The following is a 12,862-nucleotide window of genomic DNA, read 5'->3' as shown; positions in this document are numbered from 1 at the left end:
GGGCGGCGATTTCGGCCGGCGAGTTCCCGGCCGCGTTCGAGGGCGTGACGGAGGCGATGCTGGACGCGTTCTGTATCGCCGGAACGCCGGAGACGGTGGCCGAGCGCACGGCAGAATTAGAAGAATATGCCGACAGTATCGTGTTCGCGTCGCCGCTCGGGCCGGACGTCGAGACGGCTATCGATTTGCTTGGGGCGGTCCTCGACCGCCGGAGCCACTGAACAGCGACAGCACGGCCCCCAGCGACAGGTACCCGAAGAAGACGACCGAGACGGTCGTGATGACGGCACCGACGGCGAGCATGAGTGCCGCCAGCGGGTCGTTCAGTGCCACGTCGATGAACCAGCCGGGCATGTCGATGATGCTCTGGAGCAGTTCCGACAGCAGTCCTTGCATTACCTGAACGTTAGCGTGGCCCTACTTTGTGTTTGCGTTCCCGGCCACAACGTGGTTGCTCGTGGGTCGCTGTCGTCCGGGGCCACGGGCGAACGACCCTACGCAACGGGCTCGAGTTCCGCTGAGAAGTGTCTGAGTTCTTCCATCGGTGGCTCCCAGACTATTTTCAGGCCAGTGTACTCGTCGCGACGGTCACGAACTCGCGCAGCGGTCTCCGCGATGTGTTCGAGGTGTTCGCGCCAGTACGTCCGGCGAGGAAGGGCGAGCCGAACGAGTTCTGGGCGGTCGGTCCCGGGGAACGCAAACGAGCCGAGTTCGACTGTCCGGACGCCGCCTTCGCGGTAGAGTTCGCAGACGAGCCGCTGCCCGGGGAACTGGTCAGCGGGGATGTCCGGGAGCAGGGCGGCCGCATCGATGTAGACGGCGTGGCCGCCGGTCGGCGTGACGATCGGGATATCGCGCTCACGCAGGAGGTCGCCGAGGGTCGCGACTTGTTCGATCCGCTCGGCGACGTACGGCGGTTGGACCGCTTCCTGCAGGCCGGTCGCCATCGCTTCAAGATCACGACCTGCGAGGCCACCGTAGGTCGGGAATCCTTCATACAGGATCGCGCGCTGTTTGCACCGTTCAAACAGGGCAGCGTCGCGGACTGCGGTGAACCCGCCGATATTTGCGAGTGCGTCCTTTTTCCCACTCATCGTGATTGCGTCCGCGGGACGCAACTGCTCGCGAGCGATCTCACTGAGTGGCGTATCGGCGTATTCGGGGTCCCGTTGCTTGATGAACTGTGCGTTTTCGGCGAACCGGCAGGCGTCAATGACGAACGGTACGTCGATTTCCGTGGCGAAGGCGGCCGTCTCGCGGATGTTCGCCATCGACACCGGCTGGCCGGCGGCGGAGTTGTTCGTGATCGTCAGGACGACAGCCGAGACGGCGTCCTGCCCGTACTCCTCGACAGCGTCCCACCCCCGATCTGTGTCGAAGTTTCCGGCAAACGTCCCGACGCTATCAGTAGTCAGGTCTGTCTCTGCCGGGCAGTCAACCGCGATAGCGCCCTGGTTCGTTACGTGTGCGCGGGTGGTGTCGAAATGCGTGTTGTTGAGCACGACGTCACCCTCGTCCAGTAGCGCCCCGAACAGGACGTTCTCCGCGCCGCGGCCCTGATGTGTCGGCACCACGCGGTCGAATCCCATCACGTCAGCGACCGCCTCACGGAAGCGTTCGAACGAGCGCGAACCGGCGTAGGCCTCGTCCCCGCGGACCACGTCCGCCCACTGGTCGTCGCTCATCGCGCCAGTCCCCGAATCAGTCAACAGGTCGATAAAGACATCATCCGCAGCGAGGTTGAAGACGTTGTGTCCGGCCTCAGCGAGCGCGTTTTCACGCCGCTCACGGGGCGGAAGCTGTATCGACGTTACCGATTTAGCCTTGTACGAGCGCATGCTGTGTCGCAGTACGCCGATTGACTTATTCCCCATCTGATATTTTGTGTACAGAGGTGGGCTGAGATGTCCATCACCAGACGGGTACGGCTATCGGTGGACACGTCTTTCTGGCAGGCTAAAATAGCGGGCATTTTGAGGCCAGAACTGCTGGAGGGACGTATGAGCGTTCGCGAGGAATTCGACGCGTGGGCGGCCGAAGGCAAAGACAGAGGGATGGAAGACCGGCACTGGCACACCGCCAAGCACGTCCTCGCCCGGATGCCGGTCGAACCGGGCGACACGGTACTCGACCTCGGTACTGGCTCGGGCTACGCGCTCCGTGCGCTCCGTGACACCAACGACGCCGGCCCCTGCTACGGGCTCGACGGGTCACCGGAGATGCTCCGGAACGCCCGCGAGTACACGGACGACAACGGTATCGGGTTCCTGCGTGGCGACTTCGACGCGCTGCCGTTTGCGACCGACAGCATCGACCATGTGTTCTCGATGGAGGCGTTCTACTACGCCAGTGATCCGCCACACACCCTCGAAGAAATCGCGCGAGTGCTGCGACCGGGCGGGACCGCCCACATCGCGGTGAACTACTACGAGGAGAACGTCCACTCCCACGAGTGGCAGGAGTTCATCGACATCGAGATGACCCGCTGGAGCGGCCCGGAGTACCGCGAGGCCTTCCGCGAGGCCGGCCTAGCCGTTGCGTCGCAGGACACGATCCCCGACCGCGAGGTGGAGATTCCGCCGGCAGATGCGTTCCCCACGGACGAGTTCGAGACCCGCGAGGCGATGGTCGAGCGCTACCGCGAACTGGGGACGTTGCTGACCGTCGGCGTCGCCACCGAATAACGAGGTAGGCATCAGAGCACGGCGTCGGTACGACCGACAGGGTATTTTGTGACCGCAACCAAAACCAGGGTGTATGGCCGAAGACGCCTCGCTGGAGGACTTTCTCGACGATAGCAGCGAGAGCGAGGACGAGGGGGACGACGGTATTTCTGCGGGAGACGATACTGTAGGGATGGAGAGCGAAGCCCCCGATTCCGGAGCCTCGACTGACGCGGTCGACCCGGCCGTGACGACGTACGCGTGGTCGCCCGAGGGAGCGGCGTGTGACGAGTGTGGCGAGGTCGTCGAGCGCCGGTGGACACAGGACGGGCTCCTCGTCTGTGGGGCCTGTAAGTCCTGGTGAACGGCGCTACTGGCCGTCAAACGGATGTGTGTTTCTCTCACCCATCCACAGAGTTACATGCGCTCACGCCGTAGGCGTGGCTACAACTGACCGGCCCGGAGGATGTGGCACCCACACAAGACACTTACTGGTCGACAGGGCAGACTATCCCACCAGTCCCCGTGCCAAGGCGTCGTCCCACGAGATCGCGACTATGACAGATACTGACACCTCACGCAGTCAACAGTCGGACAGTCCCCTCCGCGACGCCACACGCGTCGCCAATCAGGTGATCGAAAACGTCGAGCAGGTCATCGTCGGGCAACACGACGCAATCGAGCACATCGTGACGGCGGTGCTCGGCCGCGGACACATTCTACTTGAGGACGTCCCCGGCGTCGGCAAGACGATGCTGGCCCGCTCCGTCGCGGCCTCCTTCGACGGCGAGTTCAAGCGCGTCCAGTTTACGCCCGACCTCCTGCCGACCGACGTGACCGGTGTCAACATCTACAACCAGAAGACACAGGAGTTCGAGTTCCGGCCCGGCCCCATCTTCGCCAACGTCGTCCTCGGCGACGAAATCAACCGTGCACCGCCGAAGACGCAGTCGGCGCTGCTTGAGGCGATGGAGGAACAGCAGGTGTCCGTCGACGGGACCACACATCCCGTGCCACAGCCGTTTACCGTCATCGCCACGCAGAACACGGTCGAGCAGAACCGGGCCTACGACCTCCCGATGGCTGAACTCGACCGGTTCATGACGAAGCTCCATCTGGGCTATCCGAACGAAGCGGCAGAGACGGAGATGCTGGGTGACGTGGTGGGGCAACATCCCATCGAGGAACTCACGTCGGTCGCCACCCTCGAAGCGCTGTCCGCCGCTCGGGAGACGGTGGCCGACGTGACCGTCGAAGAGCCCATTCGCTCGTACGCGACCCGGCTGGCGCGGTACACGCGGGAGAACGCACAACTGGGCGTCAGCCCGCGAGGGAGCATCTCGCTGCTGCGGGCGGCACAGGCCCGGGCCGTCCTCGACGGCCGCAGCTACGTCATCCCCGACGACATCCAGACGGAAGCGCCGGTTGTCCTCCCACATCGCATCCGCACCGAGAGCAGCGAGCAGAACGCCCGGGAACTCGTCGCGGAGGCGCTCGATACCGTCTACGTCGAATGAGACCGACGCGCCGCGGTTTCGCCGTCCTCGCCGTCGCCGTTGCCGCCCTCCTCGTCAGTGCCAGATTCGGCCAGCCCGGGCTCACCGCTGTCGCCGGCCCGCTGTTCGTCGGCGTGTTCGCCGCCGCCGTCCAGGTTCGCTGGAGCGGCGCGCCGACCGTCGAACGGAGCCGACTCCGCCGTGGCTTCCCCGGCGAGACGAAACCCGTCGAGTTCCATGTCGACGGCAGCGGCATCGCGACAGTCACCGACCGGCTCTCCGAGGGGTTAGAGGGGGAGACGACGGTCACTAAATCCCTGCCCGCGACGGTGACCTACCGAGTCACCTACACGGCCCGGGGCGAGCAACAGGTCGGCCCCGTCGAGGCGATGGTGACGGACGCGCTGGGACTCATCAGAGAGCGCTACACCATCGAGAGCAGGACAGCCGTACTGGTGTATCCGCCCGTTTACCGGCTGGGCGGGACGGACGCGTTCGCGCGAACGTTCACGCCGGAGAACGAGGACCGGCAGTCGTTCGACCGACTGCGGGAGTACGTCAGCGGCGACTCCCTACGGGACGTGCACTGGAAATCCAGCGCCAAGCGCGAGGACCTGCTGGTCAAGGAGTTCACTGACAACCGGAGCGACCGGACCCTGCTCGTTGCTGCGGAAGCCCAGCGGGGCCACGCCGACGAGATGGCCGCCGCAGCGGCGACTATCACGATGGCTGCGCTGGAGAGCGGTCTCGCGGTCGAACTCGCCGTCCCGAACGGCGCGGTCGAGCAGGGGTACGGCGACACCCACCGGACGCGACTGCTCGAACTGTTGGCCCGGGCTGACGCGGGCCGGACCGACCGGGCGGACGACGCCGACGTGGTGGTCACGGCCAACGGCGACGGCGTCACTGTGTCGGTCAACGGCCGCCGGCAGTCCTTCGCCGACGTGACCGCCAGCCGAGACAACCCCATCGCGGGCGAGGTGAACGGATGAGCGCCGTCGTCGTGGAACGAATCCGCCGCCGAGTCCCGTGGAGCGGGTCACGAACGTTGGCGCTGCTTGCGGCGGCGCTGGCTATCGGCGCGCCGCTGCGGACGATGTACTATCTCAGCGACGTAGTCGGCGACCCGACTCTGTTTCTGGCGCTCACCGCACTCTCGCTCGTCGGTGCGACGCTGCTGGCCCGCGTACTCAGGCCACCCCTCGCGGTCGCTGTCGGCGCAGTGCTGTTCGCCGGCGGTCTCGGTGCGTACATCCTGAACCTCTCGACGAACCCGGCAGTGACAGAACTTCTGGGCGACACCGCCGCTCTGCTGACCGGACGGTCACTGCTCCAGATTGCCAAGGTCAGGCTGTGGGTGCTGTCGTTCGCGCCGGCACCGGTGTTTCTGACCTGGTACTTCGCCTTGCGGCGCTGGTACGTGACGGCGACGGTGGCGGCCGGCACGGCGCTGGCGTTCTTCGCCCTGACGACCGACGCCGGCGTGGTGACGACGCTGCTGGGCGTGGTCGGCATCGCGGCGACCATCGGCTTCGGGACGCTCGATACGCTGTCGGCGGACGAGCCGGCGGACCTGACGAAGCGACCCGATGCGATGTCCGGCAGCAGCGAGACGGGACAGACGGACGACGACAGCGAGGGCATCGACGCCGGGCGGCGAGCCGTCCTCGAACAACTGGCGGCGATAATCGTCGTCCCGGCGGCGCTCTCGCAGGTCCCGATCACCCGGGATAGTTTGCTGTCGTACGATGATGGGTCGGACGGCCAGACCGTCGAAGGGAGCCTCTTCGACGCCGGGGAGTCCCTCTCGGTGCTCGGGAGCATCTCGTTGACGCCGGAGATACGGTACACGGTCGAAAGCGAGGAACCGCGCTACTGGCGGGTCGCCTCCTACGACCGCTACACCGGCAACGGGTGGGTGCGGACGGGGAACCCCATCCCGTACGACGACCAGCGCCTCGACTCTCCTGAGGGAGAGACCCGGACACTTCGACAGGAGTTCCGGGCGGAGTCGACCATCGGGACCGTCCCGGCCGCCTGGAAGCCCGTCCGTTACTCGGGGGAGCCGTCGGTACTGGTCTCCAGCGAGGGCGGGTTCCAGCCTAACGGTACGCTGTCGACGGGCGACAGCTACGAGGTCAGGAGCGAACTGCTCGTGGCGACGCCCGACGGGCTGCGCGGGGCCGGCACTGACTACGACGACGCGACCGCGGAGCTGTACACTCAACTCCCCGACAGCACGCCGGATCGGGTCGCCGAACGGACGTCCATCCTCACCGCGAACGCCGAAAACCCCTACGAGACGGCACTGGTCGTCGAGCGGTGGCTCCAGGAGAGCAAGGGCTACTCGCTGGAGGTCGACCGACCCGACTTCAACGTCGCCGACGCCTTCCTCTTCGAGATGGACGAGGGGTACTGTGTCTACTTCGCGACGACGATGGTGACGATGCTCCGGACACAAGGCATTCCAGCGCGCATGACCGTCGGCTACACGTCCGGCCAGCGAATCGACGAGAACCAGTGGGTTGTGCGCGGGCTCAACTCCCACGCCTGGGTCGAGGTGTACTTCCCCGACCAGGGCTGGGTGCAGTTCGACCCGACGCCGTCCGGGCCGCGCGAGGCGGTCAGGCAGCAGCGTATCGAGGAGGCGAGTTCGGACGAATCGTCACCCACTGTCGGCGACGACAACCCGGTCGAACAGTACACGCCATCCGACACGTCGACACCCGCCCCGCTGACCGAGACCGACGAAACCGAGGCCGAGCCGACTGAGACACCAACGGCCACAGAAACCGACACGCCAACCGGCACTGCAAGGGAGCCGGGCACGGGCGACGATGCGGGGCCGAGCCTGCCGGACCTCCCGTCACGCGAGGAGATGACGCTCGGCGTCGTTGCACTGCTCGGTATCGCGGCGGGCGCGCGTCGGTCCGGCCTCAGCGGGCGAGCCTACCGGGCAGTGTGGCTGCGCTACCAGCGCCGCGTGGACCCCGAGACCGACATCGAGCGAGCGTTCCAGCGGGCCATGTGCGTCCTTGCGACGGAACACCGGGACCGCGAGAGCGGTGAGACAGTCCGGGCGTATCTCGACGCGATAGAGGCCGACGACCGGGTCCGTCGGCTGGCGGCGCTACGGGAACGACTCCGGTACGGCGGCGAGGTCGACGAAGCGGTTGCCGACGAGGCCGTCGAAATCGCTGATAGAATCGTCTCCGCCCGGTAGTCCCCGACAGTGTTTAATAGGTCGTGTTCGTAGGCGCGATTGTAATGTCGGAAGTCTGCTCGACGTGCGGGCTGCCTGAGGAGCTCTGCGTCTGTGAGGACGTCGCTAAGGAGTCCCAGGAGATTAACATCCGCATCGACGAGCGCCGTTACGGGAAGGAGGTAACGATTATCGAGGGATTCGACCCGAAAGACGTCGACATGGACTCGCTGTCCTCAGACCTCAAATCGAAGTTCGCCTGCGGTGGCACTGTCGAGGACGGGCAGATAGAGCTCCAGGGCAATCACACGGGCCGCGTCGAGGATTTCCTCCGCGACAAAGGTTTCAACGTCGCCTGAACTCCTGACTGCCAACGGTTCTCGTGAGAGCGCCGTGGCAAGCCACTGCTGTGACCTGCTCGCCAGCTTTTCAGTCTGGTCTGCTCGCGAGTGTTCGCTGCGGCCGGCCACGAGTGGTTCAGGTCTGGCTGTTTTTTTACCGTCGTGGGCGCTTCTGGTAGCGACCGGTCGAGACAGATTTTGTTGCATGATACCAGCACCCATAATCGGCGGTCAACTATTTCAACCACGGGGAGGTAACTGTTTGCAATGTTCGTTGTACCCCGACGGGTGGTGGCCGTCGGACTCGTGGTCCTTCTCCTCGGTGGGGGATTCGCGTCGCTCCCGGTGGCGGCGAGCGCTGACCACGGGGCGGTGACCGGGGCCAGCGTCGACACAGCAGTCGGCGGAGCCAGCGAGAACAGTACGTATCAGGCTGATAGGACGTCAGAGCAAGATAGTGGTGGGACAGGCGAGACAGCGGCCACTGCCGAGGCGAGCGGTTCGCTAGCCCGGGTCGGAAGTGCCGATACACACCGTCGACGGCCGCGGCGACAGGGTGGGAACACTGCCGGAGGGGCCGTCGCGATGGCGGCCAGCATTGAGACAGGGACAGCCACGTCGGGTGCGACACAGACCAACGACGGCGACGTGATTCAGCAGACACAGACCTACGCGCGCATACCGGAGGAGCCGGGCGAAGTCGCGGTGACCCTGACCTACGAGGTTCCGGACCGGGTCGTCGACCTCGAAACACACGTCCCAGCGGAAGCGACGGTGACTGACACCGACGGGTTCGAGCGCGTCAACGAGTCCGTCTACGAGTGGGAAGAAACGACGGATACGGCGACGGTCAGCTACCGCATCAACCCGAACCGGACCATCGAGAAGAGCGGTCCGGAGGGGGCCGAGGGCCGCTATCTCAGCGTCGATACGGGCGACTGGGCGCTGCTCACGCGGTCACGGACGCCGACGCGCTGGCGCTACACTGGCCAGGACCCCGTCAGGTACAACCGGACACTCCGGACGGCAGGCCCGGGTGCGGCGGGCGAGGAGATCGTGTACCTCGGCGAGGTAGCGACCTTCGAGGAGACGGCGCACAACCAGACGTTCACGCTGGCTATACCGGAGCGGGCGACGATGACGGCCTCGCCGATTTCGGTCCTCGACTCGATGGCGAACGCGTCGAACGCCCTCCGGGTCGGTGACCGTGACGAGCAGGTGTTCGTCGTCGCCGCGCCGTCCGAGGCCGTCGAGTGGGGCGTCGAGGGGTATCAGATCGGTGACGCAGATATGTGGGTCCAGTCCCGCCAATCGCTGGATACCGCCAACAACGTCTGGCTCCACGAGTACGTCCACAGCCGGCAGGCCTACGAGACGACGCGGGAGACGCGGTGGACGGTCGAGGGCTGGGCGACGTACTACGCCGCTGTCCTGACGCTGGAACAGGACCGGATCGGGTTCGACGAGTTCCGGGCACAGCTCGCAGCGGGCGGACGCCCCGTCTACAGCGACGTGGCGCTGACGGACCGGTCGAGTTGGACGAACGACGCGAACTACAGGAAGGGCGCGCTGGTAGCCGGGCGGGCAGACGTCCATATCCGCTCGGCTACTGACCGCAACAAGACACTCCAGACTGTGTTCCAGTCGCTAAACGGCTACCGCGACCCGGTCACGCAATCGCAGTTCCTCAGCGAGGTCGAGGCCACTGGCGGGGCAAGCGTTCGGAACACGACCGCGACGGAGACCGAAACGACAACAACGGTGGCGATGTGGAACGAGACGACGCACCGGCGGTTGTTCGGTGCGATCCCCGCCCGTATCGGCTACAGCCTCCCACCGGTCGACCGCGCGGACGCCTACCGTGCAGACAGTCTCTACCGGTCGGACGCACCCGTCGGCGGGAGCGAACCGATCCGGCTGGCGACCAACGAGACGCTCACGGTCGACGCGGTCGTCGAGAACGCCGGCGGTGATGCGGGAGCGTACAACGTGACGCTCGCGGTCAACGAGACCGTCGTCGCCGCGAAACAGGGCCAGATCGAACCGGGGGAGCGGACCGAGGTCGAAGTGACACACACGTTTGCCGACCCCGGCCGATACGTGATCAGTGTCGACGGCGACACCGTCACTGTCGTGGTGACGGAACCGGCAGCGGCCAGCGTCACTGACGTCACCGCGAGTCCGCAAGAAGTCAGGCAGGGGGACAGTGTGGACGTGACCGCCACTGTCGCCAACGACAACGAGATTCCGGGGACAATCGCGGTCGAGTTCCGCCGCAACGGCACCGTGTTCGCGGAGCAACGGCTGTATCTACCGCCACAGGCGACGACGACAGTCGTGCGGACGGTCACCCTCGGCGAACCCGGAACAGTCTCGCTGTCGGCGGGTGACGGACGGACCGCGACGGCGGTCGAGGTGGTCGTCTCGACCGAAACAGCCGAACCAACGTCGACGCCGACGGAGCGGCTCACAGACACACAGACGACAGCCGGCGAGGGCAACGGCTTCACCGCGCTCGTGGCCGGTCTCGCGGTGTTGCTTGCGGCCCTGATCGCCCGTCAGCGCGGTTCCTGACACGAGGCCGAAGGGAACAGTTATTGCGGTCGGCTAGCCGTTGTCAACCGTGAACGTCGGAATCGCGTACGCCGTTCTGTCGGCGCTGGTGTTCGGGGTGTACCTGTTCGTGATGAAGCGGTGGTTCACCGAGTATCCATCGCCGGTGTTCCTGTTGCTTACGTACAGCCTGGTCCCCATCGTCTACCTCCCCATCGTCTTCGTCAGCAACGAGCCCTTCCTCCCGGCGGGCAACCGCGTCAACGTCCTCTCGTCGGTTCTCGCCGTGACGGCGGTGACGGCGGTTGGACTGCTCACCCTCTTTCGAGCGATCCGCGTCGGCGAAGTCTCCTACGTGTCGCCGATCAGCAAAATCGTTCCCGTGTTCGTGTTACCGCTGGAAGTCGGACTGCTGGGCCAGCATCTCTCGGCGCTGCAGGTCGGCGGTGTCGTCGTCGCGACCGCCGCCGTCTACGTCGCGAACTGGCAGGGCACAGCGTTGCTGGCCCCGCTCAAGCGGGCCCGGAAGTCCCGGCCCGCACAGCTAGCCTTACTGTCGGCTGCGGCGTTCGCGCTCGTCGATGTAAGCAAGCGGGTGCTGATGCAGGAACTGGCCGTCGAACCGACGACCTACATCCCGGTGATGGCCGTCGGCATCGCCGTCTTGATGACGCCGCTCGCGTTCCGGTATCAGGTCCCGCCGGGATGGCGGGGGGACCTCCCGAAGTTCGTCGTCGCGGCGATGTTCGTCGCCTACGCGAACCACATCGTGTTGCTGTCCTTCCAGTTGCTCCCGGCGAGTATCGTCTCACCCATCGTCAACGGGCAAGCCATCGTCGCCGTTATTCTGGGCGCGATTGTTCTCGACGAAGCGCAGTTCCGAGCACGCCTGGCCGCTGCGGGGCTGGCTATCGTCGGTATCGCGATGATATCGGTCGGATAGAAAGGTCAGGCCGACTTTCGTTCCGACGAGCAGCCGACTTGTACCGCATAGCTGGATTGAAGCCACGCGGTCGGGTTCTCGGTGTCGTAGAGACGACGTCGCCGCCGCCAGTTGTGAAGCTGCCGTACTGCTCGTCGGAGTCGGTAGTATCGCGCGACGCTGGTTCCATTGTGGTACAAGGGCACATCCGACACAGTGACACATAAATGTTTCTCAAATGTAGTATGGAGTAATATTAGCATACTAGGATTTGGCCGCATAGTTTCGTCCGACTGAGAGACCAGCACCGATATGTGGCCGCCAGTGAAGTCATCAGGTATGACACGAGCGGACGCCCCAGTGACGCCGCCAGTCGTGCTGACCGTCGCCGGCAGCGACTCCGGTGGCGGGGCCGGTATCCAGGCCGACGTCAAGACCATCGAGGCCTGTGGCGGCTTCGGGACCAGCGCGATCACCAGCATCACGGCACAGAACACCACGGGCGTACAGGGTCAGCATCTGCTCCCGATTGAACAGATCGAGGCCCAGATCGAGGCGGTCACGGGAGATTTCGACGTGGCCGCGGTCAAGACGGGGATGCTCGCAACGAGCGACGTCATCGACCTGGTCGTGGAACACGCTGCCGACCTGCCGAACCTCGTCGTCGACCCGGTGATGGTGGCGGCGTCGGGCGACCGACTGCTGGCCGCCGAAGCCGAAGACGCCTACGAGACCCTCATCGCCGAAGCGACGGTCGTCACGCCCAACGCCGACGAGGCCGCCGTCCTGACCGGGCGCGATGTCGACGACCCCGCGGCCGCGGAACGAGCGGGCCGCGACCTCGTCGAGATGGGGGCCGACAGCGCGCTCGTGAAAGGGGGCCACGTCCCGGGTGACGACGTCGTCGACACCCTCGTGACCGAGGACGGGGTAACGACGTTCCGCCACGACCGCATCGACACCGAAGCCACTCACGGCTCTGGCTGTACGCTCTCCTCGGCCATCGCGACGCAGTTGGCCCACGGCGACGACCTGCCGACGGCAGTCGGAGACAGTATCGACCTGCTTGCGAGCGCAGTCCGGTACAACCTCGACGTTGGTGAAGGCCCGGGTGCGGTCCACCACCTCGTCCAGACGCGCAACGACGCCGCACGCCATCCGACGAGCGAGGCCGTCGAGCGGGCTGTGTCGGCGCTCGTCGAGGCGGACGTGTCGACGCTGGTCCCCGAGCGAGGGATGACCGTCGCCGGCGCGACGCCCTACGCGGAGACGCCGGACGCGGTCGCCGCCGTCGAGGGCCGCATCGCCCGCACGATGGACGGCGTCCGGCCGAACCGCGGCGTCCGCTTTGGCGCATCGACGACGGTGGCTCGCGCCCTCCTGGCCGCCCGGGAGCACGACCCGGCGATTCGGTTCGCCGTCGACTGCCGGCTGACCGACGCCGTCGAGGACGCGCTGGCGTCGCTGGACGGCCGCGTCGCTGCGTACGACCCCACGCAGCGCCCGGACGGGGTTTCCGACGACGCCACGGCGACAGTGGGGCGTCGACCGGGCGTTCGGGACCAGCGACGGAACGCCGGTCGCCGTCGTCGGCCGCGAGGGCGTGGGTGACCGACGGCCGCGTGGATGCTGCTCGCAGCGGACGGTCGACGGACCTCGTCGTCCCGGGTGGAGACCATCGGGGA

At 66.0% G+C, this 12,862-nt stretch carries 10 protein-coding genes and 2 pseudogenes; 10 read left to right on the top strand and 2 right to left on the bottom strand.

What is annotated here, in order from left to right; translation table 11 throughout:
• A pseudogene (locus tag GJ630_RS18210) lies at positions 1 to 221 on the top strand (5,10-methylenetetrahydromethanopterin reductase); the annotation flags it as partial.
• Here GJ630_RS18210 and GJ630_RS18205 read toward each other — a convergent pair.
• Both GJ630_RS18205 and GJ630_RS18200 read right to left on the bottom strand, forming a co-directional pair.
• Positions 178 to 396 carry a hypothetical protein gene (locus GJ630_RS18205; RefSeq protein ID WP_014041498.1) on the bottom strand — a complete coding sequence of 73 codons (219 nt, stop codon included), beginning with the start codon at positions 394 to 396 and terminating at the stop codon, positions 178 to 180. The pseudogene GJ630_RS18210 and the gene GJ630_RS18205 sit on opposite strands and share 44 nt — an antisense overlap.
• Before the next feature lie 98 nt (positions 397 to 494).
• Positions 495 to 1,838: a tryptophanase gene (locus GJ630_RS18200; protein WP_191450626.1), complete on the bottom strand. Its 1,344-nt coding sequence runs from the start codon at positions 1,836 to 1,838 to the stop codon at positions 495 to 497.
• 162 nt (positions 1,839 to 2,000) lie between these two features.
• Here GJ630_RS18200 and GJ630_RS18195 point away from each other — a divergent pair, with 162 nt between their 5' ends.
• The 9 genes and pseudogenes from GJ630_RS18195 to thiD form a co-directional block, all read left to right on the top strand.
• Complete coding sequence (locus GJ630_RS18195; RefSeq protein ID WP_014041500.1) at positions 2,001 to 2,684, top strand: class I SAM-dependent methyltransferase; 684 nt, start codon at positions 2,001 to 2,003, stop codon at positions 2,682 to 2,684.
• Positions 2,685 to 2,757: 73 nt separating this feature from the next.
• On the top strand, positions 2,758 to 3,027 hold the full coding sequence (locus GJ630_RS18190; RefSeq protein ID WP_050037165.1) for a hypothetical protein: 270 nt from the start codon (positions 2,758 to 2,760) through the stop codon (positions 3,025 to 3,027).
• A gap of 193 nt (positions 3,028 to 3,220) precedes the next feature.
• The gene (locus tag GJ630_RS18185) at positions 3,221 to 4,180 is read left to right on the top strand and encodes a MoxR family ATPase (protein ID WP_014041502.1); all 960 of its coding nucleotides are present in this window, start codon (positions 3,221 to 3,223) and stop codon (positions 4,178 to 4,180) included.
• Positions 4,177 to 5,151 carry a DUF58 domain-containing protein gene (locus GJ630_RS18180; RefSeq protein ID WP_191450624.1) on the top strand — a complete coding sequence of 325 codons (975 nt, stop codon included), beginning with the start codon at positions 4,177 to 4,179 and terminating at the stop codon, positions 5,149 to 5,151. The genes GJ630_RS18185 and GJ630_RS18180 overlap by 4 nt, the downstream gene beginning before the upstream one ends.
• Positions 5,148 to 7,382: a DUF3488 and DUF4129 domain-containing transglutaminase family protein gene (locus GJ630_RS18175; RefSeq protein ID WP_191450622.1), complete on the top strand. Its 2,235-nt coding sequence runs from the start codon at positions 5,148 to 5,150 to the stop codon at positions 7,380 to 7,382. The genes GJ630_RS18180 and GJ630_RS18175 overlap by 4 nt, the downstream gene beginning before the upstream one ends.
• A gap of 44 nt (positions 7,383 to 7,426) precedes the next feature.
• Positions 7,427 to 7,720 carry a stress response translation initiation inhibitor YciH gene (gene yciH, locus GJ630_RS18170; protein ID WP_004516073.1) on the top strand — a complete coding sequence of 98 codons (294 nt, stop codon included), beginning with the start codon at positions 7,427 to 7,429 and terminating at the stop codon, positions 7,718 to 7,720.
• 249 nt (positions 7,721 to 7,969) lie between these two features.
• Positions 7,970 to 10,276: a CARDB domain-containing protein gene (locus tag GJ630_RS18165; protein WP_191450621.1), complete on the top strand. Its 2,307-nt coding sequence runs from the start codon at positions 7,970 to 7,972 to the stop codon at positions 10,274 to 10,276.
• Between the two features lie 40 nt (positions 10,277 to 10,316).
• Positions 10,317 to 11,198, top strand: coding sequence for a DMT family transporter (locus tag GJ630_RS18160; RefSeq protein WP_044952050.1), 882 nt, complete (start codon positions 10,317 to 10,319; stop codon positions 11,196 to 11,198).
• 291 nt (positions 11,199 to 11,489) lie between these two features.
• Positions 11,490 to 12,862 (top strand): annotated as a pseudogene (gene thiD / locus GJ630_RS18155) (bifunctional hydroxymethylpyrimidine kinase/phosphomethylpyrimidine kinase); the annotation flags it as partial.

It is taken from the genome of Haloarcula sp. CBA1122 (genome assembly GCF_009741785.1).
GTDB lineage: Archaea > Halobacteriota > Halobacteria > Halobacteriales > Haloarculaceae > Haloarcula > Haloarcula hispanica.
The sequence above is the reverse complement of the archived record's forward strand: the minus strand, read 5'-3'. Positions and strand labels throughout refer to the sequence as shown.